At 66.7% G+C, this 19,217-nt stretch carries 19 protein-coding genes; 11 read left to right on the top strand and 8 right to left on the bottom strand.

Annotation, left to right across the window (positions count from 1 at the left end; genetic code table 11):
• The 6 genes from HF989_RS00650 (at position 1) to HF989_RS00625 (ending at position 5,907) form a co-directional block, all read left to right on the top strand.
• Complete coding sequence (locus HF989_RS00650; protein WP_343033499.1) at positions 1-1,341, top strand: amino acid permease; 1,341 nt, start codon at positions 1-3, stop codon at positions 1,339-1,341.
• Positions 1,338-2,354 (top strand): histidinol-phosphate transaminase, encoded by a 1,017-nt coding sequence (hisC, locus tag HF989_RS00645; protein WP_168683448.1) that lies wholly within the window; start codon positions 1,338-1,340, stop codon positions 2,352-2,354. Before HF989_RS00650 ends, hisC begins: the two co-directional genes overlap by 4 nt.
• Positions 2,344-3,678 carry an MFS transporter gene (locus HF989_RS00640; RefSeq protein WP_168683447.1) on the top strand — a complete coding sequence of 445 codons (1,335 nt, stop codon included), beginning with the start codon at positions 2,344-2,346 and terminating at the stop codon, positions 3,676-3,678. Before hisC ends, HF989_RS00640 begins: the two co-directional genes overlap by 11 nt.
• A gap of 132 nt (positions 3,679-3,810) precedes the next feature.
• A complete protein-coding gene (locus HF989_RS00635) occupies positions 3,811-4,482 on the top strand; it encodes a 50S ribosomal protein L25/general stress protein Ctc (RefSeq protein ID WP_168683446.1) in 672 nt (223 codons plus the stop codon).
• Positions 4,483-4,555: 73 nt separating this feature from the next.
• Positions 4,556-5,107, top strand: a complete 552-nt coding sequence (gene pth, locus HF989_RS00630) for an aminoacyl-tRNA hydrolase (protein WP_168683445.1) — start codon at positions 4,556-4,558, stop codon at positions 5,105-5,107.
• 5 nt (positions 5,108-5,112) lie between these two features.
• Positions 5,113-5,907, top strand: a complete 795-nt coding sequence (locus tag HF989_RS00625) for a fumarylacetoacetate hydrolase family protein (RefSeq protein ID WP_168683444.1) — start codon at positions 5,113-5,115, stop codon at positions 5,905-5,907.
• A 12-nt stretch (positions 5,908-5,919) separates the two neighbouring features.
• Here HF989_RS00625 and HF989_RS00620 read toward each other — a convergent pair whose 3' ends face one another.
• Positions 5,920-6,810, bottom strand: coding sequence for an NAD(P)H-dependent flavin oxidoreductase (locus HF989_RS00620; RefSeq protein ID WP_246233725.1), 891 nt, complete (start codon positions 6,808-6,810; stop codon positions 5,920-5,922).
• On the opposite strand from HF989_RS00620, the gene pth (HF989_RS00615) reads away from it, so the two are divergent.
• A complete protein-coding gene (pth, locus tag HF989_RS00615; RefSeq protein WP_210728879.1) occupies positions 6,809-7,387 on the top strand; it encodes an aminoacyl-tRNA hydrolase in 579 nt (192 codons plus the stop codon). The genes HF989_RS00620 and pth (HF989_RS00615) overlap by 2 nt on opposite strands.
• On the opposite strand, the gene HF989_RS00610 is transcribed toward pth (HF989_RS00615), so the two are convergent.
• Positions 7,384-7,923 (bottom strand): NADPH-dependent FMN reductase, encoded by a 540-nt coding sequence (locus HF989_RS00610; RefSeq protein WP_168683441.1) that lies wholly within the window; start codon positions 7,921-7,923, stop codon positions 7,384-7,386. The genes pth (HF989_RS00615) and HF989_RS00610 overlap by 4 nt on opposite strands.
• A 47-nt stretch (positions 7,924-7,970) precedes the next feature.
• On the opposite strand from HF989_RS00610, the gene HF989_RS00605 reads away from it, so the two are divergent.
• Complete coding sequence (locus HF989_RS00605) at positions 7,971-9,611, top strand: peptide chain release factor 3 (RefSeq protein ID WP_168683440.1); 1,641 nt, start codon at positions 7,971-7,973, stop codon at positions 9,609-9,611.
• Here HF989_RS00605 and HF989_RS00600 read toward each other — a convergent pair.
• From HF989_RS00600 to HF989_RS00580, 5 genes are all read right to left on the bottom strand, one after another.
• Positions 9,608-10,486 (bottom strand): patatin-like phospholipase family protein, encoded by an 879-nt coding sequence (locus tag HF989_RS00600; RefSeq protein WP_168683439.1) that lies wholly within the window; start codon positions 10,484-10,486, stop codon positions 9,608-9,610. The two genes, HF989_RS00605 and HF989_RS00600, sit on opposite strands and share 4 nt — an antisense overlap.
• Positions 10,483-11,166, bottom strand: coding sequence for a dethiobiotin synthase (gene bioD, locus HF989_RS00595; protein ID WP_168683438.1), 684 nt, complete (start codon positions 11,164-11,166; stop codon positions 10,483-10,485). Before bioD ends, HF989_RS00600 begins: the two co-directional genes overlap by 4 nt.
• Positions 11,163-12,440, bottom strand: a complete 1,278-nt coding sequence (locus HF989_RS00590; protein WP_168683437.1) for an adenosylmethionine--8-amino-7-oxononanoate transaminase — start codon at positions 12,438-12,440, stop codon at positions 11,163-11,165. The genes bioD and HF989_RS00590 overlap by 4 nt, the downstream gene beginning before the upstream one ends.
• A 61-nt stretch (positions 12,441-12,501) precedes the next feature.
• On the bottom strand, positions 12,502-13,386 hold the full coding sequence (locus HF989_RS00585) for an SDR family oxidoreductase (RefSeq protein WP_168683436.1): 885 nt from the start codon (positions 13,384-13,386) through the stop codon (positions 12,502-12,504).
• A gap of 27 nt (positions 13,387-13,413) precedes the next feature.
• Positions 13,414-14,523, bottom strand: a complete 1,110-nt coding sequence (locus HF989_RS00580) for a YihY/virulence factor BrkB family protein (RefSeq protein WP_168683435.1) — start codon at positions 14,521-14,523, stop codon at positions 13,414-13,416.
• Positions 14,524-14,550: 27 nt separating this feature from the next.
• Here HF989_RS00580 and HF989_RS00575 point away from each other — a divergent pair, with 27 nt between their 5' ends.
• Positions 14,551-14,943: a hypothetical protein gene (locus HF989_RS00575; RefSeq protein WP_168683434.1), complete on the top strand. Its 393-nt coding sequence runs from the start codon at positions 14,551-14,553 to the stop codon at positions 14,941-14,943.
• On the opposite strand, the gene HF989_RS00570 is transcribed toward HF989_RS00575, so the two are convergent.
• Positions 14,940-16,445, bottom strand: coding sequence for a DASS family sodium-coupled anion symporter (locus tag HF989_RS00570; RefSeq protein ID WP_168683433.1), 1,506 nt, complete (start codon positions 16,443-16,445; stop codon positions 14,940-14,942). The two genes, HF989_RS00575 and HF989_RS00570, sit on opposite strands and share 4 nt — an antisense overlap.
• A 123-nt stretch (positions 16,446-16,568) precedes the next feature.
• On the opposite strand from HF989_RS00570, the gene HF989_RS00565 reads away from it, so the two are divergent.
• Together HF989_RS00565 and HF989_RS00560 are read left to right on the top strand one after the other, a co-directional pair.
• A complete protein-coding gene (locus tag HF989_RS00565) occupies positions 16,569-16,754 on the top strand; it encodes a hypothetical protein (RefSeq protein WP_168683432.1) in 186 nt (61 codons plus the stop codon).
• Between the two features lie 105 nt (positions 16,755-16,859).
• Entirely contained in the window at positions 16,860-19,217 is a 2,358-nt protein-coding gene (locus tag HF989_RS00560) for an MMPL family transporter (RefSeq protein ID WP_168683431.1), read from the top strand.

Genomic DNA, 19,217 nt, shown 5'->3' with positions numbered 1-19,217 from the left:
GTGAGCCTTACAGACCAGGGCCTCAAGCGGGGCGTGAAAAGCCGCCAGTTGATGATGATTGCCTTTGGCTCGTCGATAGGCACGGGCCTGTTTTTGGGCTCCGCGGGCTCGATCCAGTACGCCGGGCCGGCGGTGCTAATCTCCTTCGCCATCGTCGGCGCGATTGTGTACCTCCTCATGCGCATGCTCGGGGAGATGGCCGTGGAGCACCCAGTATCCGGCTCGTTCGCGGCGTACTCGCGCGAGTACATCTCCCCCGCCGCGGGCTTCATCACCGGCTGGAACTGGTGGTTCACCACCGTCGTGGTGGGCATGCTGGAGCTGACCGCGATGGGTACGTTCATGGATTACTGGTTCCCGGGCCTGCCGCATTGGCTCACCGCGCTGATCACGCTGCTTTTGGTGGTGGGGCTAAACCTGCTGAACGTGCGGGTGTTCGCGGAAACGGAGTACTGGCTGTCCCTGGTCAAGGTGGCCGCGCTGGTGCTCATGATCGTGCTCGGGTTTGCCCTTGTCGTGGGCATCGGGCCCGAACCGGCGATCGGGCTGACCAACATCACCGAGCACGGGGGGTTCATGCCCAACGGCGTGACCGGCGTACTCTTCGCGCTGGTGGCGGTGACGTTTACCTTCGGCGGCATCATGTCCGTGGGTACCGCGGCGGGCGAGGCGGACAACCCGACTACCGCGATTCCGCGCGCGGTGAACTCGGTGGTGTGGCGCATCCTCGTGTTCTACCTGGGCGGCATCGGCACGATTGTGCTGCTTGCGCCGTGGAACGAACAGGAGAGTAACGAAAGCCCGTTCATCCGCGTACTCACCGGCGTGGGCTTCGGCCCCGCCGCTACGGCCCTCAACGTCGTGATCGTGGTGGCGGTGTTCTCCGTGCTCAACACCATGACGTATTCCGGCGCGCGGATGCTGCGCGACCTGGCCCGCAACGGCCAAGCACCGCGGGCCTTCGCCGCAACCAGCGCGAAGGGGCTGCCCACGAGGGCGCTGCTGTTCGACGCGGCGCTCATGGGCATCGTGGTCATCCTGAACTATTTCTTCGAAGGCAAGATTTTCGCGGTCCTGCTGGCCATCATTGTGGGCACCGAGTTGATCACGTGGGCGGGCATTTGCATCTCCCACCTGAACTTCCGCAAACACGAAACGAGCGAGACGTTTCCTGCGCCGTTCTACCCGGTGGCCAACTGGGTGTGCATCGCCTTCTTCGCCACCGTGCTCGTGCTTATGGGTATTCTGCCTGAATACCGTCTGGGCCTTGCCACGCTGACCGGCTGGATTATCGTGCTGGGCCTGATTTCGCTGACCACCACAAGGAGCCGCCCCGCATGATCCGCCCCGACCTTGATTCGCTGCCCGCGTACGTCCCAGGCGTGCGCGACGAGCGCGCCATCAAGCTGTCTTCCAATGAGAGCGCCGAGGAACCCCTGTCGAGCGTGATCGAGGCCATGCGGGCCGCGCTCGGCGGCGTCAACCGCTACCCGGACTTGGGCGCGGTGCAGCTGCGCGCGGCGCTTGCCGAGCACCTCGGTGTTGCTGCGGAGCAGGTCGCGGTGGGCACCGGCTCGTCCGCCCTGTGCCAGCAGCTGGTCACCGCCGTTGCGGGGCCCGGCGATGAGGTGGTGTTTCCCTGGCGCAGCTTCGAGGCCTATCCGATCTTCGCCCAGATCGCCGGGGCTACCCCGGTGCCGGTCCCGCTGACCGATGACCACCGCGTGGACCTGCCCGCGCTCGCCGCGGCGGTGAACGACCGCACGAGGCTCATCTTCGTGTGCAACCCGAACAACCCCACCGGCACGACGGTCACCGACGCCGAATTCGCCGCCTTCATGGACGCGGTGCCGGCAGGCGTGCTGGTTGCGCTGGATGAGGCCTACTTCGAGTACAACCAGGCCGCCGACACACCCGTGGCCACCGAGGCAATCACCCGCTACCCCAACGTTGTGGGACTGCGTACCTTCTCCAAGGCGTACGGTCTCGCCGGGGTGCGAGTGGGGTACGCCTTCGGCCCGCAGACCGTCATCGAGGCCCTGAACAAGGTCGCGGTGCCGTTTTCTGTCAGTTCGATCGGGCAGGTGGCGGCGCTCGCGTCGCTCGCGGCGACCGATGAGCTGCGTGCGCGTATCGACGGCACCGTGGCGGAGCGGGAACGTGTCGTCGAGAAGCTTCAGCTCGCCCCGTCGCAGGCAAACTTTGTGTGGTTGCCCGACGCGGACCACGCGCTCGCGGACCGCCTCGCAGCAGAGGGTGTGCTCGTGCGGGTGTTCCCCGAAGGCATCCGCGTGACAGTGACCAACTCAGAAGAGACCGACGAACTATTGGAGGCTTGGAACCGTGCGCAGTGAGCGGCGCCGCGTCATCGCGGCTACCACCATCGGCACCGCGGTGGAGTGGTACGACTACTTCCTCTACGCCGCTGTTGCTGGCCTGGTCTTCAACAAAGTGATGTTCGGGCCGCTCGGGCCGGCGGCGGCGACCATCGCCAGCTTCCTCACCGTGGGGCTGTCCTTCTTATTCCGCCCCCTTGGCGCGGTGCTGGCGGGCCACTTCGGCGACCGGCTGGGGCGCCGCGGCGTGCTCATGGTCACGCTGTTCACCATGGGCACCGCAACGGCGCTGATCGGCCTGCTGCCTACGTACGAGACCGCGGGGTGGTTCGCGCCCGCCGCGCTGGTGGTCCTGCGCATTCTGCAGGGCACGTCCGCCGGCGGCGAGTGGGGCTCCGCGGTGCTGCTGGCGGTGGAGCACGCGCCGACGGACAAGCGCGGCCTCTACGGCGCGGGGCCGCAGGTTGGTGTGCCGGCGGGTCTGCTCTTATCGTCCGGCGTGCTGGCGCTGATGACCGTCATCGCTCCCGGGGACGCGTTCATGCAGTGGGGCTGGCGCGTGCCGTTCCTCCTCTCCGTCGGCTTGACGCTGCTTGGATGGTGGATCCGTACCGGCGTTGACGAATCGCCCGTGGTGGAAGAGATGCGCGAGGTCGGGGCGCGCAACCCCGTGGGCTCGCTGTTCAAGCGCCACGCCGGCGTGGTCGTTGCCGCCGCATTGATTTTCGCGGCCAACGGCGCGGTCGGATACATGACCACGGGCGGCTACATCCAGAACTACGTCACGGACCCAGCCGGACTCGCGGTGGAGCGCGGCGACATCCTCTGGGCCGTCACCGCCTCGGCCGCGGTCTGGCTGTGCACCACCGCGTTCGCCGGCTGGGTGTCGGACTACATCGGGCGCAGGCGGACGCTCGTCATCGGCTTTATCGTGCAGGCGGCGGGCGTGGCCGCGCTGTTCCCGCTGGTCAACACCGGCTCGGTGGCGAAGATTACCGCGGCGCTGATCTTCCTCACCGTGGGTCTGGGACTCACGTACGGCGAGATCGGGGCGTTCTACGCCGAGCTCTTCCCCGCTTCGGTGCGGGCTTCCGGGGCATCCATCTCGTACGCGCTGGGCGCGATCCTCGGCGGCGCGTTCGCCCCCACTATCGCGGCGGCGCTGCGAGAGGCAACGGGCGGCACGGCCGCGATCACGGCGTACTTGATGGCGGCGACGCTGACCGGGCTCGTCGTCTCGCTCCTGGTGCGCGACCGGCGCGGGATCCCGCTTGGCCACGAACACGAAGCGCTGCAGGCCAGCGGGCATTTTGTGTGGCAGGACCGCCCTGCTACCCTGTAGCAGTCTCGGCGAGGGCCCACGTGGGGCCGTTATCGACGCGATGAAGATCCTTTTGCGATCACTCGACGAGCACCTACCCGTTCAGTGGTCGCAGGCAAGGCCTGTGGCCCTTCCACGAAGAAGGAGTACATCATGGCTATTACCCCCACCGCCATCAAGGGCGAGCGCCGCGAGGAGTTCGGCAAGGGCTCCGCACGCCGCCTGCGCCGCGACGGCAAGATCCCGGGCGTTCTGTACGAAAAGGGCATCGACAACGTCCACTTCGCCGTGGACCGCATCGAGATGACCGCGGTCGTGCGCAACGACGGCACCAACGCCATCGTCGAACTCGAGCTCGACGGCGAGAAGCTGCTCGCCATGGTCAAGCACGTCGACCAGAACGTCCTCTCCCTCGACATCGACCACATCGACCTGCTGGGCATCAAGCGCGGCGAGAAGGTCACCGTCGAGGTCCCGGTTGTCACCGAAGGCGAGGCGGCCCCGGATGCAGTGGTGCTGCAGGAGGCCGACGTGGTGGAGATCGAGATCGACGCCCTGTCCATCCCGGACGAGCTGACCATCTCCATCGAGGGCAAGGAGATCGGCGACACGCTGTACGCATCCGACCTCCAGCTCCCGGCCGGTGCGGAGCTCATCTCCGACCCGGAGACCCTGCTGGTCAACGTCACCTACCAAGAGGTCGACGAAGAGCTCGAGGCTGCCGCTGCGGAAGCCGAAGAGGGCGGCGCCGACGCTGGCGCTGACGCCGACGAAACCGTCGAGATCGCTGACGGTGGCGAGGGCGACGAGGGCGCAAACCAGTAAATCCCCCGCCTCCCCCAACGGCCACAGGTGCCTCACCTGTGGCCGTTGTTTTGTGCCGGTTATCCTCGTCCGCGTGACTATCTTGATCGTCGGCCTGGGCAATCCAGGACCGCAGTATGCCGGCACGCGGCACAACGCCGGCGTGTTCGTCGTCGAGGAGCTGCTCGGGCGTGCAACGCCGATGCCGGCGCAGCTGGCAGTGCACAAGCGCACGAACGCGGAGATCGCGGAGCTGTCGAAGGGCCGACTGCTTGACGACGACCTGACGGTCCTCGCGCGCACCCGTTCCTTTATGAACGTCTCCGGCGGCCCTGTGAAAGCGCTCATGGACTACTTCCACGTGCAGCCGGAGCAGTTGTACGTGGTCCACGACGAGCTTGACTTGGAGCTCGGCGAGGTGAAGCTGCGCCTCGGCGGCGGCGACCACGGGCACAACGGCCTGAAATCCATCACCAAATCCCTCGGCGGCAAGCCGTACAACAAGGTCGCGGTTGGCATCGGCCGCCCGCCCGGCCGCATGGCGCCCGCAGATTACGTGCTCAAACCATTCAGCGCGAAAGAGCAGGTGGACCTCGCCATCGCCGCCGCGGACGCGGCCGACGAGATCATGCGCGCGATAGGCTAGCCCGCATGAGACTCGCAACAATCAGGACCGGTGACACCACCACGGCAGCGCGCATTATCGGCGACGGGCGGGCTGTCGCGCTCGGCGCCGAGGACGTCGGCGCGGTCCTCCGCACCGGAGCGTACGAGGAGGGCGAGGAGTTCACCTTCGCCCCGGCTGACCTCGCCCCCGTCATCCCGCGCCCGGGGAAGATCATTTGCGTGGGCCTGAACTACGCCAAGCACATCGCGGAGATGGGCCACGAGCAGCCGGACGTGCCCACCTTATTCATCAAGTTCCCGGAGGCGCTCATCGGCGCCCACGACGACGCAGAGGTGCCCGACTTCAACGCCGACGCCCTCGACTTCGAAGGCGAGCTGGCGGTCATCATCGGATCCCGCGCACGCCACGCCACTGACGGGGCGAAGCACATCGCGGGCTATAGCGTGATCAACGATTGCTCCCAGCGCGAGTATCAAAACCGCACGAAGCAATGGCACCAGGGCAAGTCGCTGGAGAAGACGGCCGGGTTCGGGCCGTGGCTGGACACCGAGTGGCAGCCGGGGCCGACCATCACCACCACGCTCAACGGTGAGGTGATGCAGCACGCCCCCACCGACGACCTGGTGTTCACGCCCGCCAAGCTGGTGGAGTTCATTTCGCACCTCTACCCGCTTGAGCCGGGCGACATCATAGCCACCGGCACGCCCGCCGGCGTGGGCCACGCGCGCGACCCGAAGCGGTACTTGCGCGACGGCGATACGGTGCGGGTGGAAATCGAGGGCCTCGGCGCCATCGAGAACACCATGCGCGTGTACTAGGCCAGCACGCCGCTAACCTGTGAGCATCCGCTCGATCTCCTTCGCCGGCGCGGTGAGCAGCTCGCCGCGGTCTGCGCCGACGAGGCAGTAGTCGTTAGCGCTGGTCATCGGGCGCAAGTAGGGGTACGTCGGCGGGAGGTCCGGGTGGGCTCGCGTGAACGCGGTTTTCACCCCGCTCGCCCACCGCCCTGAGAATGCCCGCGTCACCACCGCCGGCGCGTCCGACCTCAGCAGCTCGCGGTTGCGCGGGCTCGTGCCGGCTTCGTCCGCAAGCAAGAACGCGGTGCCGCACGCGACAGGCACGCCTGCGGCTGCCACGTCCTCCGGCCCCCGCACCCCTCCCGCCGCGATGACGGGTCCGTCGACAAGTGTGAGCAGCGCTTCCAGCGAGTCTTGCGCGGGGTCGTCGTGCTGGCTCCAAGTGGCACGGTGGCCGCCGGCTCTCGGGCCCTGGACGATCATGCCGTCGACGCCCCGGCGCGCGGCCTCTGCGATCTCGGCGGGGCTGGTCACCGTTGCCCACGCCTCCGAGCCGACCGCGTGCAACTGCGCGATCTCGCTGCGCGTGAAACATCCGAACGTAGAGGAGACGACGGCGGGGGCGGCGTCGAGGACGAGCGCGAACTTCTCCGCGTAGTCGGACCGCACTGCGGGGACCGGCTGGCCGAGGCGGCGGGCGACCGAACGGACGTCCGCAGGTGCGGGAGCTGGCTGAGGCACAAAAAGATTTGCGCCGAACGGGGGCTCGCACGCGTTAAGCCAGGCCCGGGACTGCTCGACGGTGCAGGTGCCGAGCGCGATGAACCCGAACGTCACGGCGTTGACCAGCGCGGGCGTGGACGGCCCGCCCGCCATGGGTGCTGCGATCACACTGGGAAACTCCATGGCTAGAGTATGCGTCATGCTCGGATTCTTCAGGCGCACACCCCCGCCCCCGCTGGACGCGGATTGGCTCGTTGTGGGCCTGGGCAACCCCGGGGATAAATACGCCGGTACCAGGCATAACGTGGGCTACATGGCGCTTGCCCAGCTCGCTGGCAACCTCGCTCCGGTGCCCGGGGTCAAGGCGCTCGCGCAGGTACGCGACGGTGTCGCCTATGCCCGGTCCACCACGTACATGAACACCACCGGCGAGGCCGTCGGCCCCCTAGCGGCGCAGCTCGGCGCGGCCCCGGAGCGGGTGATTGTCATCCACGACGAGCTGGACCTTCCCGCCGGAACTGTGCGCCTGAAGTTCGGCGGTAACGAGAACGGCCACAACGGGCTGAAGTCCATCACTGAGCACCTGGGCACCCGCGACTACCTCCGCGTGCGCGTGGGCATCGGGCGCCCACCCAGTGGCGTGCCGGTGCCCGATTGGGTACTCGGCCCCGCAGGCGAAGAGGTGCGGGCGACCGCCACAGGGGATGCGGTGGACGCAGTGCGCCTGCTCACCTCAGAGGGGCTGCAGAAGGCGCAGAACGCGATCCACGCGCGTTAGGCAGTCGCGCGCTCAAGATCGCTGAGCGCGCGCAGGAGCGCGGCCTGCTTGTGCTCGCGCGGGGCGAGATCCGCGCCCTCGGCGTCCTCGCCGTAGATGTTCAAGGCAACCTGGTTGCGGATGTCCGTCATGGACAGGTTGCCCACGATCTGGCGCCAGTGCTCCACCGCGCGCACGCCGCCGTCCGCGCCGTAGCTGACAAAGGCCACCGGCTTGCCCGCCCACTCCCCGAACAGGGAGTCGAAGGCGTTCTTCATTGTCCCCGGCACAGAGTGGTTATACTCGGCAGAGACAAAGACGTAGCCGTCGCACGCGTCCACCGCCTCGGACCGGCGGGTCACCGCCGGGTCGTCGTACTGCTTGTTCGCCGCGCCCGGCACGACCTCCGCCACCAAGTGGGGCACGTCGAATTCCGCCAGGTCCAACAGGCGGTACTCAGCGTCGCGCTCGCCCGCGGCATCCATCACCCAGTTGGCCACCTGCTCGCCGATGCGGCCGCGTCGTACCGATCCAAGAAATACTCCGATTGTTGTCATAGACACGACTGTACTTGGCCGAAGGTGCGTCGATAAGCTAGCTGCCCATGAGCCCTTCGAGCACCGTTTCTGAGGCCGCGCGCCGCCGCACATTCGCCGTCATCGCCCACCCGGACGCCGGTAAGTCGACCATCACGGAGGCGCTCGCGCTGCACGCGCACGTGATCTCGGAGGCCGGTGCGGTGCACGGCAAGGGCAACCGCAAAGCCACGGTCTCGGACTGGATGGAGATGGAAAAGGAGCGCGGCATCTCCGTCGCGTCATCCGCCCTGCAGTTCGAGTACGCGCCGGACGGGTTCGAGGGTGAGCCGTACGTGATCAACTTGGTGGACACGCCCGGCCACGCGGACTTCTCGGAGGACACCTACCGCGTGCTCTCCGCCGTCGACGCCGCCGTCATGCTTATCGACGCAGCCAAGGGCCTCGAGCCCCAAACCCTGAAACTCTTCCGCGTGTGCAAGGCGCGCGGTCTGCCCATTGTCACCGTGATCAACAAGTGGGACCGCGTCGGCCGCGAGCCGCTCGAGCTTGTGGACGAGATTGTCACGGAGATCGACCTCCAACCCACGCCCCTGTACTGGCCCGTGGGCGAAGCGGGCGACTTCCGGGGCCTCGCCCATGTCGATGCCGCTGGCTCCATCGACGGCTACGTCCATTTCACGCGCACCGCCGGCGGTTCCACCATCGCGCCCGAGGAGCACTACACGCCCGCCGAGGCGGCCGAGCGGGAGGGCGACGTATGGGACACCGCGGTGGAGGAAGCTGAGCTGCTGCTTGAAGACGGCGCGGTGCACGACCAGCAGCTCTTCGAGCAGTGCATCACCTCCCCGATCATCTTCGCCTCCGCGATGCTGAACTTCGGCGTGCACCAGATCCTGGACACGCTGTGCGCCATCGCCCCGGCGCCGGAAGGCCGCGCCTCGGACCCGAAGGCCGTCGAGGCGTCCACCACCGCGATGGACGAGCAGCGCGAGGTGGGCGACGACTTCTCCGGCGTGGTGTTCAAAGTGCAGGCCGGCATGGACAAGAACCACCGGGACACGCTTGCGTTCATGCGCGTGGTCTCCGGCGAGTTCGACCGCGGCATGCAGGTCACGCACGCGCAGTCTGGACGCAGCTTCTCCACCAAGTACGCGCTGACGGTCTTCGGCCGCAGCCGCGACACGGTGGACACTGCGTTCCCGGGCGACATCATCGGTCTAGTCAACGCTGGCGCGCTCGCCCCGGGCGACACGATCTACGCCGGCAAGAAGGTCCAGTTCCCGCCCATGCCGCAGTTCGCTCCCGAGCACTTCCGCACGCTGCGCGCGAAGTCCCTGGGCAAATACAAGCAGTTTCGCAAGGCGCTGGATCAGCTCGATGCCGAAGGCGTCGTGCAGGTTCTGCGCAACGACCTGCGCGGCGACGCCGCCCCCGTCATGGCGGCGGTGGGCCCCATGCAGTTCGAGGTCATGCAGGCCCGCATGGAAAACGAGTACAACGTGGAGACCGTCACGGAGCCCATCCCCTATTCCGTGGCGCGGCGCACCGACGCCGAGTCCGCCCCAGAGCTGGGCCGGCAGCGTGGCGTGGAGATTTTCACCCGCACGGACGGCGAGCTCATCGCGCTCTTCGGCGATAAGTGGAAGCTCGCGTTTGTGGAGAAGGAGCACCCGGAGCTGACCATCGAGCCGCTGATCGCGGACTAGCGCCCCCTGTCGCGGGTGAGGAACTCGCGCATGGCGGGCCACTCGCGCTCGATCTGCTCCTGCCCGGCCGCGTAGTTGGCCCGCAGCTTCTCCGCGTCGAGCTCGGTGGATTCAACCCCCATCGCTTCGGGGAAGAAAATGTACGCGTTGCCGGCGTCAGCTTCGTCGATAAGCGACTGCTTCGCAGCGTTGTAGATGCTTGGCCGGGCCACCATGGCGTCGGCAACCTTCGGGGTGCTGCGCAGGACGCGGCGCACGGCGCGCTCGCGCTTTTGCGGCCCCTTAACGTAATCACGCGGGCGGGTGAGCACCGCGACGAAACGGGTGTAGCCGGCGGCGCGAGCGGCGTCGATAAGCAGACCGCCCGAGGTGCCGAGCGCACCGTCGACGTAGGGCACGCCGTCGATCTCTCGCATTTTCATCAGGATCGGCAGCGTCGACGACGTTCGGGCGGCCAGAGCCACGTCGTCCAGGGTGCGCAGGTCCTCGCGGTTGAACGCCACCGTCTCCCCCGTGTCGGCGCGCACCGCCTCAACGTGGACCTCCTCGGTGGTCCGCGAAAACGCGTCGAAGTCGAACGGCAGGACGTCCTCGGATTGCTCGTACGCCCATTCGCCGTTGATCAGGCCCTTGCCCCGCACGACGGAGCGCCAACCGCCGAATTTGGGGTTGCCCACGAACTCCGTGAACGCGTTTTCGGAGCGCCACGTGTCGCGGGAGGCGAAGTTCAGCGCGTGGACCGAGCCGGCGGAAATGCCGCCGACCCAGCCGAATTGCACGTCCTCAGCGATGAGCTTTTCCACGACGGGGGCGGTGTACGAGTTACGGGTGCCTCCGCCTTCGAAAATGAGGGCGGTGTCGCGGGCGTCAATCATGCCCGCGAGCCTACGCGCGCGGCCACTGCCTCCCCGATAGCCTCCCACGCAACCTCCGCGAATGCCTCGGTGCCAAGTTTGCCGCACCCGTCGGGCAGGTGGCCGAAGTACTCCGCTCCGGTGACTTCTGGCAGCTCCGCCACGTTCAGGCGCGTGGGCAGATCCGGGTCGTCCGGCATGCTGCCGCCGATGAGCCCCAGCACTTCCAGCCCCGCCGCGCGCGCCTGCACGCACGTCAGCTCTGCGAGGTTTAAGCTGCCCAGGCCGAGGGAGGTCACGACCACCAGCGGGGCGTCGACGGCCTTTGCGATGTCCACGAGCGTGTAGTCGTCCGCCAGACGGACAAGCAACCCGCCGGCGCCCTCCACCAGCACGACACGGCCGGGTGCGTCGAGGCTGCGCACCCACTCCGCGACCTCCGCAAGCGGCGGTGTCGCAATCCCCGCCCGCCGCGCCGCCAAGTTCGGCGCGAGTGGCTCCGGGTAACGCCACCGCTCAAATGTGCGCACACCTGCCAGCTTGGCGACGGCTGACGCATCGCCCTGCCCAGGCGCCTCGCCGGTCTGAATGGGTTTCGCCGCCACGACGTCGATGCCGCGGCGCTGCAAAACGCTCGCGATGGCTGCGGTGGCGACGGTCTTGCCCACATCCGTGTTGGTGCCAGTAATGGCGATAATCATTTCCCGTTCTCCTTCGCTGCGGTGTGCACCGCCTGTGTGATGCCCCGGCAAATCTGCGCCACCTCGTCATCGGTGCAGACGTACGGGGGCATGGTGTAGATGAGCCGTCCGAATGGGCGGACCCACACGCCCTGCGCCATCGCTGCCTCAGTGGTCTCGCGCATCGGCACGTCGTCTTCCATCTCCACCACGCCGATGGCCCCGAGGACGCGGACATCTGCCACGCCCGGCGTGTTAGCCAGCGGGCGCAGGCCCTGTTCAAGCCCGGCCTCGATCCTGTTCACCTGTTCGCGCCACTGCCCCTCGGCCACCATGGCGACGGATTCCGCCGCCACCGCGCACGCCAATGGGTTGGCCATGAACGTCGGGCCGTGCATGAGCGCTTTCGGCGCCATGCCGGAGGCGATCTTTTCGGTGGCCAAGGTCGCAGCCAGTGTCATGAACCCGCCGGTCATGGCCTTGCCCACGCACATGATGTCGGGCACCACGCCGTTGCCCAAGGTGGTGAACAGGTCGCCGGAGCGGCCGAAGCCGGTGGCGATCTCGTCGGCGATGAGCGGGATACCGGAGGCGTCGCAAAGCTGGCGAAGGCCCTGCACGAGTTCGGGGTCGTGGAAGCGCATGCCGCCCGCGCCTTGGACGACGGGTTCGATGATGACCCCGGCGATGTCGTCTGTGATCAGCGAGGCGAACTGCTCCAGGTAGGCCGAGCGCTGCGCTTCGGAGGCGCCGCGCACGGGCGGCGCGGGCGCGAATACCTGGGGTTTGAGTGCGTCGCCCCACATGGCGTGCATCCCGCCCTCCGGGTCGCACACGCTCATGGTGGCAAACGTGTCGCCGTGGTAGCCGGAGCGCCAGGTAAGAAACGTGGTGCGCTCGGGATGGCCCTGCCCGATGGCGTACTGCAGCGCCATTTTCATCGCCACCTCCACCGACACGGAGCCGGAGTCGGAGTAAAACACCTGGCTGAATGCGCCGCCGGTGATGTCGAGCAGCCGCTTGGTCAGCAGCGCTGCCGGTTCGTGGGTGAGACCGCCGAACATGACGTGGCTCATTTTCGCCAGCTGCGCTTCAGCCGCCCCGACGAGGCGCGGGTTGCGGTGGCCGTGGATGGCGGACCACCAGGACGACATCGCGTCGATGAGCACGCGGCCGTCGTGGAGCGTGATGCGCGGGCCGGACGCGCTTTCGACGGGGTACGTGAACTGCCCCGGCTCCGCGTATGGGTGCCAGATGTGGGCGGCGTCGATTTCGGCGATCTCGCTAGGGTCCATGGGAGAGGACCCTAGCACCGCCCGTCACTGTTCATAGCCGTTTTTGAACAGTGCTCAACCGCTATGGCGTCAGCGCGCCACCGGTAACTGCGAGCGTCTCGCCGGAGATGTAGGAGGCGGCCTCCGAGGCGAGGAAGACGTACGCGCCGGCGAGCTCCGCAGGCTGGCCTGGACGGCCGATGTCGGAGTCCTGCGCGAAGTTGTCCACGACTTCTTCCGGCTGGCCCTCCGCCGGCTGGATCACGGTCCAGATCGGACCCGGAGCGACGGCGTTGACGCGGATGCCCTTGGACGCCAGCAGCTCGCCGGAGAGGCCCTTGGCAAGGTTGTTGAAGGCGGCCTTTGTCATCGCGTAATCCAGCAGCTCCTTCGACGGGCTGTACGCCTGGACGGAGGTAGTGAAAATGATGGAGGAACCCGGCTCCATGTGCTTGACCGCCTCTTTGGTCACGCGGAACGCGGAGTACAGGTTGGTCCTCATAGTTGCGTCGAAGTCCTCGTCGGAGACGTTGAGCAACCCGTCGTTCCACACCTGGCGCGAAGCGTTGTTGACCAGGAGGTCGATGCCGCCGAGGCCCTCGACGGTTTTCTCTACCGCGGCCACGCAGTTGTCCAGCTCCTTCAGGTCGCCGGGGATGGCTACGGCCTTGCGGCCGGCGTCCTCGATGAGCTTCACAATGCGGTCTGCATCTTCCTGCTCTTCCGGCAGGTAGGCGATGGCCACGTCCGCGCCCTCGCGGGCGAACGCGATGGCGGTGGCGGCACCGATGCCGGAGTCACCGCCGGTGATCAGGGCGCGACGGCCCTCGAGCTTGCCGGAGCCTACGTAGGTGTCTTGGCCCAGATCGGGCGCGGTTGCCATCTTGGTTTCAAGGCCGGGATTGTCCTGGCGCGGCTCGGAGGGGAAATCGGAGGGGTGCTTTGTGCGGGGATCAATAAGTGCCATGGCGCCACCCTACCGGCCCTGAGTTAATCAGCCGTCCAGGATTTCCTCACCCGCGCGGTCGGTCCACCGCTGCATCTGCAGCCGCCAGGCCGCGCCGCTGTTGGACCGCGGCGGCGCCTGGATGCACCGGCGCGAGTCGAACCCAGCCTGCAGCTCCTTCGCCCGCAGCACCTCGGCATCGATCTTCACCCCCATGAGCAGCACGACGTTCATGGCCCACACCAGCACCAGCACCGCCAAGACGGTTCCGAACGCCCCGTAGGTGCTGCGCACGCCGACGTAGCGCAGGTACCAGCCGAAGCCGACCCAGAGCGCGCTGGCCGTCGCGAGCGCCAGCGTGGAGCCGAGGGTGAGCACCCGGAAGCGCCCGGGGCGCACATTCGGGGTGAAGTGGTACAACACGCTGACCAGTGCCACCGCCACCACCGCGATGACCGGTCCGCGGAGGTAGTCCCACACGGGCAGGAAGATCGACGTGAGGTATTCCAGCTCGCTCTCCAGCTGCAGCGGGCGGGCGACCGGGCCGAGCACGGCGGTCACGATGCCGTCGGTAAGCAACGCCCCCAGGATAATCACCACCGCGCCGACCACCAGCACGAGGGTGACCAGCCACATCGTTATCCACGTCACGGCGATCGGACGCCCTTCGGTGCGCCCGTACATCAGGTTCGCAGTGCGCGAGAACGAGCGCACGTACCCCGAGGCCGACCAGAGCGAGAACACCCCCGAAACCACCAGCGCGATCGTGCTTTGCGACGGCGTTCCGACAATCGTGAGCAGCAACCTCAGCGCGTCATCCTGCAGCTCCGGCGGCACGTAGGTCTGGATGAGGTCCGCCAGCAGCGAGTCGGGCGCGTCCTCCTTGCGCGGCATGAGCAGGCTGAAAACGGAATACGCGGCGAGGAGCATCGGCGCGACGGAAAGCAGCGAGTAGTAGGTCATGGCCGCGGCGCGGTCGACCACGCCGTCGTTGGAGAAGTCGGTGACGATGCGCCGCAGCACCGACCGCCAACCCGCCTTGGTCAGCCGGTTGCCGCGCCGAAGCGGGGATTCGTAGTCGTGCGGGGTGACCACCACGTCTCCGGTGCCGTACGGCATGATCAGCTCTGCGCGGTACGTCGTGCCGTTTTCTGCCATATCCGGCAGCTTATACACTCGGCCACCATGGGACTTCTCAGTCGCGCGCGTCAGCTGCTCGGCCTCGGGCACACTCCCCTCGTGGATGTGCCGGATCAGTTCACACCGTTGGACGTCGAGAGGCTGCAGGTGCACACCGCGAAACTCTCCCCGGACACGGAGGAGAAGATGGTGATTGTGACCACGTCGGCGGACGCGCTCGATCTCCTCGCCACCGGCGACGCTGTGCAGCTGCGGCACCCGGGGGCGCGCGACGTGACGTTTGTGCCGGTGGACCGAGAGTCTGTGCCGGTGCTGGACCCGAAGCTCGGGTGGATCATTCCCGTCACCCCGGCCACGGCGGACGAGATCGCCGCGCTGCCGAAAGGCCCAGGGGAGCACGAGCTGCACGCGCTGCACCTGGGCCTCATTCTGGTTTAAACCAGCCCGATCCAGCTCCAATACGTAGCCGAAAGGACGAGGATGAGCAGGTAGCCCACGACCGTCAGCGGGATTCCGGTGCGCAGGAACTGCTTGGACGTGAACGCGCCCGTGCCGTAGGCGAGCATGTTCTGCGGGGCGGAGACCGGCAGCAAGAAGCCGAAGCAGATGACGAACTGCTGGATGATCACAAACCCGATACCGCCGTTCGGCACCTCCAACGTTGCCGCCAGCGCGATGAACACCGGGATGAGCGCGGACGCCAGCGAGGTCGCCGATGCGAATCCCAGGTGGATCAGGATATTGAACAGGCTCACCAGCGCGATCGCCGCGAGGATCGGCATGGAGGCGAGACCGATGGCGCCGAAGGTGGATTCCGACAGCCAGGACGCCGCGCCGGTGTCCAGCAGGAACTTGCCCAGCGAAATGCCGGCCGCGAACACCACAAGGGTGCCCCAGTTGATGTGCTCCTGCGCGTACTTCCAATCCATCACGCCGATGCCGGGCGTGAGCATGATGCCGACGGCGACGATGGTGATGGTCGCGGAGCTGATCGGGTGCAGCAGGCCCTCGGTGGCCCAAAACAGCAGCAGCGCGACTGCGATCGCGGTGAGGCGCTTTTCTGCGCCCGTCATCGGCCCCATGTCCGCGAGCTGCTTCTCGACGAGCTCACGCCCGCCCGCAATCGCGTCAGTCTCAGGTTTGATGGCCCAGCGCATGATGAAGTACAGCGCGACGGACATGAGCACCGACCACGGGGCCGCCCACAGGAACCATTGGCCCCACGACACGGTCTGGCCCAGCTGGTCTTCGATGAAACCGACGGCCACGAGGTTTTGCGCCGCAGCCGTCTTAATACCCACGTTCCAGATGGACACGGCCTGCGTCGCGGTGATGACCAGGAGCGCGGCGAGTTTCGATTCTTTTTCCAGGCCGAACGCGGCCACCATGCCCATGAGGATCGGCACCACCGCGCCGGCGCGCGCGGTAGCGGACGGGACGAAAAAGGCCAGAATGATCGAGATGACAATCGCGCCAATGACGATGTTGGAGACCTTCTCCCCCGCCAGCTTCAGCACGTAGAGCGCGAGCCTGCGGTGCAACCCCGTCGCCTGCATGGCTGTGGCCAGCGCCAACGCCGCCGCGACGAGGGCAACGGCGGACGAGGAGAAGCCGCTCATTGCGGTGCTCAGGCCTTGCGACGCCCCGACGGCCTCCCCGGTCTCGGGGTCCGGTGCGAAAGTGAGCATGATCGCGATGAGCCCTACGATCATCACCGCGCTGACGGGGTAGGTGACGGCCTCGGTCACCCACATGATCACAGCGAACGCCAGCATGCCCAACGCAATTTTCGCCGGCATGGCCAGCCCGCCGATCGGGATGAGCACGACCGCGGCCAACGCGGCGAAGGCCGCGATGAATGCGACGACCTTGCCCGTGGTGTGCTCGGTCTCCGCTGGTTTCTGGTGAGTGGCTGCCGGGGGTGGGGCTGCCGTAGTCACGATGCTCCTCCTCTGATTCGGTTGTCCTACTACCGACCATAACCCGGCCTATAACCCCTGCAAAACGGAATAAGCGTACGGTTTTCATCCGACCGCGCACCGGGTCGGCGTACCATCGTGGGCATGGATCTGAGCTCTCAGCTGACCTACAACATGCACCACGGCGCAGAGGATCTGCGCATCGTGTTGACGACCGACTTTGTCAACAACTTCCTCCCCCAGTCCTGGCAGGACTCACTGCGCGACCTCAGCTACTCGGTGGTGGGGTTGTGGGATTCGATCGTCCGCGGCGTCTCGTTGCTCCTCTAATTCGGCACCGCCGCGTCGCAGACGCTTTCAGGGAGGCGCCGCGCCTCCCTTTTTCTATCAGTGAAATGTTGCACGCGTTATGCAACTTTACATATCGTGTGCAACATGTCTGAATTTCTCTACCGGCTAGGCAGCTGGTCATACAAAAAAGTGTGGCCGTTTTTGGCCGTCTGGCTGATCCTTTTGGGCGCCCTCGGTTTCGGCGCCGTGAACTTTGCAAAATCCCCCAGCCCGACGTTCTCCATGCCGGACATGGACTCCACCGTGACGCAGGACGAGATGAACGAGCGCTTCGGCAGCGACGAGGACGCGATGAGCGTGCCCAGCGGCACCGTCGTGATCCAGGCGCCGGAAGGGACAACGCTCCAAGACCCGCAGGTGATGGCCGAGGTCGATGCCATGCTCGACGAACTCAAAGCCACCGGCGACTTCCGCGAGCCCGAGGCGATTGTCAACCCCGTACTCGCCGCCGCTGGCATGGCGCAGCAGATGGGCGAAGCCAAGGCCGCGCAGGGCATGCCGCAGGAGCAGATCGACGCTGACCTCGCTGCGCTGTCGCCGCTGAGCCCCGACGGGCGCACCGGAACCGTGTCCGTCACGTTCACCGAGGACAACATCATGGACATCCCCGAGGAGACCCTCGGCGAAGTCGAAAGCATCCTCGAGCGTTACGACGCCACCGATCTCACCGTGAAATACAGCGGCAACGCGTTCAGCGGTGCCGGCGAAATGAACGGCACCTCGGAACTTATCGGAATGGCCGTCGCCGCGATCGTGCTGCTGGTCACCTTCGGCTCCCTGGTCGCCGCTGGCCTGCCGCTGATCGCCGCCGTCATCGGCGTGGGCGTGGGCATCCTCGGCGTGCAGATGGGCACGCTGTTCACCGACTCGATCTCCGACATGACGCCGACGCTGGCGTCCATGATCGGCCTCGCCGTGGGCATCGACTACTCCCTGTTCATCGTGGCCCGCTTCCGCAACGAGCTGATCTCCTCCTCCGGCCTGAACAACCTGTCGCCGAAGGAACTGGCGCAGGCATTGAAGAAGATGGACAAGGAGCAGCGTGCCCACGCCATGGGTATGGCGCTCGGCACAGCGGGCGGCTCTGTAGTCTTCGCGGGCACGACGGTGCTCATTGCGCTGGCCGCCTTGTCGATCATCCGCATTCCGTTCCTAACCACCATGGCGCTCGCTGCGGCTGCGACGGTCGCGATCGCTGTGCTTGTTGCGCTCACCTTCCTCCCCTCGCTGCTCGGTTTGCTGGGCACCCGGGCATTCGCTATCCGCATTCCCGGCCCGAGGGTCCCCGACCCGGAGGACGAGAAACCGACCATGGGCCTGCTGTGGGCACGCCAGATCCGCGCGCGTCCGTGGCTGAACCTCATCGCCGGTGTCGTGCTGCTTGGCATCCTCGCCATCCCCGCCGCGAACCTGCGCTTGGCGATGCCGACCGACGGCACCGCGAAGCTTGGCTCCCCGCAGCGAGAGGCGTACGAGATCATGAACGACGCCTTCGGCCCCGGCCGCAACGCACCGATGATCGCGTACGTGGACGCGGCTGACGTGGCCGAGCAGGACCGCATGGGCTCCTACCAAACCCTGCTGCAGGATTTCGCCGGCACCGAAGGCGTGGTAAACGCACAAATCGTGCGCACCACGGACAACTTCGACGCCGCCCAAATCCTGATCACGCCGGATTCCGGCGCCACCGACCAGGCCACCACCGACACGATGGAGCGCCTGCGCGAGTTCAAGCAGCCGTTCGAGGACGAAACCGGCGCCACGTTCGGCATCACCGGCATCACGCCGATCTTTGACGACATCTCGCAGATGCTTTCCGACGTGCTCGTTCCGTACATCGCGATCGTCCTGGGACTCGCGTTCATCGTGCTCATGCTGGTGTTCCGCTCCATCTGGGTGCCGCTCCTCGCCGCGCTGGGCTTCGGCCTGTCCATGGCGGCAACGTTTGGCGTGACCGTGGCGATCTTCCAGGAGGGCATGTTCGGGCTCATCGAAGACCCGCAGCCGCTGTTGTCCTTCCTGCCCATCATGCTCATCGGCCTGACCTTCGGCCTCGCCATGGATTACCAGGTGTTCCTGGTCACGCGTATGCGCGAAGGCTACGTCTCCCGCGGCAAGACCGCCGGCAACGCGGTGGCCAACGGTTACAAGCACGGTGCCCGCGTGGTCACCGCGGCCGCGCTGATCATGATCTCGGTGTTCGCCGCGTTCGTCCTCATGGACGAGCCGTTCATCAAGGCCATGGGCTTCGCACTTGCGGCCGGCGTGCTCATCGACGCATTCGTGGTGCGCATGACGCTCATCCCCGCCACCATGTACCTGCTGGGCGACCGCGCCTGGAAGATTCCGGGGTGGCTGGATAAGGCGCTGCCGAACCTGGACATCGAGGGGGAGAAGCTCCACCGCGGGCATTCGCAGACGACCGAGCCAGTTACGGTGTAG

The sequence above is a fragment of the Corynebacterium mucifaciens genome (genome assembly GCF_012396315.1).
GTDB classification, from domain to species: domain Bacteria; phylum Actinomycetota; class Actinomycetes; order Mycobacteriales; family Mycobacteriaceae; genus Corynebacterium; species Corynebacterium mucifaciens.
The sequence above is the reverse complement of the archived record's forward strand: the minus strand, read 5'-3'. Positions and strand labels throughout refer to the sequence as shown.

Bases quoted from the DNA above. Each gene is read 5' to 3' on its own strand.
- hisC (WP_168683448.1), top strand. From the start codon at position 1,338: ATGATCCGCCCCGACCTTGATTCGCTGCCCGCGTACGTCCCAGGCGTG.
- HF989_RS00635 (WP_168683446.1), top strand. From the start codon at position 3,811: ATGGCTATTACCCCCACCGCCATCAAGGGCGAGCGCCGCGAGGAGTTC.
- HF989_RS00625 (WP_168683444.1), top strand. From the start codon at position 5,113: ATGAGACTCGCAACAATCAGGACCGGTGACACCACCACGGCAGCGCGC.
- pth (WP_210728879.1), top strand. From the start codon at position 6,809: ATGCTCGGATTCTTCAGGCGCACACCCCCGCCCCCGCTGGACGCGGAT.
- HF989_RS00620 (WP_246233725.1), bottom strand. From the start codon at position 6,810: ATGACGCATACTCTAGCCATGGAGTTTCCCAGTGTGATCGCAGCACCC.
- HF989_RS00610 (WP_168683441.1), bottom strand. From the start codon at position 7,923: ATGACAACAATCGGAGTATTTCTTGGATCGGTACGACGCGGCCGCATC.
- HF989_RS00605 (WP_168683440.1), top strand. From the start codon at position 7,971: ATGAGCCCTTCGAGCACCGTTTCTGAGGCCGCGCGCCGCCGCACATTC.
- HF989_RS00600 (WP_168683439.1), bottom strand. From the start codon at position 10,486: ATGATTGACGCCCGCGACACCGCCCTCATTTTCGAAGGCGGAGGCACC.
- bioD (WP_168683438.1), bottom strand. From the start codon at position 11,166: ATGATTATCGCCATTACTGGCACCAACACGGATGTGGGCAAGACCGTC.
- HF989_RS00590 (WP_168683437.1), bottom strand. From the start codon at position 12,440: ATGGACCCTAGCGAGATCGCCGAAATCGACGCCGCCCACATCTGGCAC.
- HF989_RS00585 (WP_168683436.1), bottom strand. From the start codon at position 13,386: ATGGCACTTATTGATCCCCGCACAAAGCACCCCTCCGATTTCCCCTCC.
- HF989_RS00580 (WP_168683435.1), bottom strand. From the start codon at position 14,523: ATGGCAGAAAACGGCACGACGTACCGCGCAGAGCTGATCATGCCGTAC.
- HF989_RS00575 (WP_168683434.1), top strand. From the start codon at position 14,551: ATGGGACTTCTCAGTCGCGCGCGTCAGCTGCTCGGCCTCGGGCACACT.
- HF989_RS00565 (WP_168683432.1), top strand. From the start codon at position 16,569: ATGGATCTGAGCTCTCAGCTGACCTACAACATGCACCACGGCGCAGAG.
- HF989_RS00560 (WP_168683431.1), top strand. From the start codon at position 16,860: ATGTCTGAATTTCTCTACCGGCTAGGCAGCTGGTCATACAAAAAAGTG.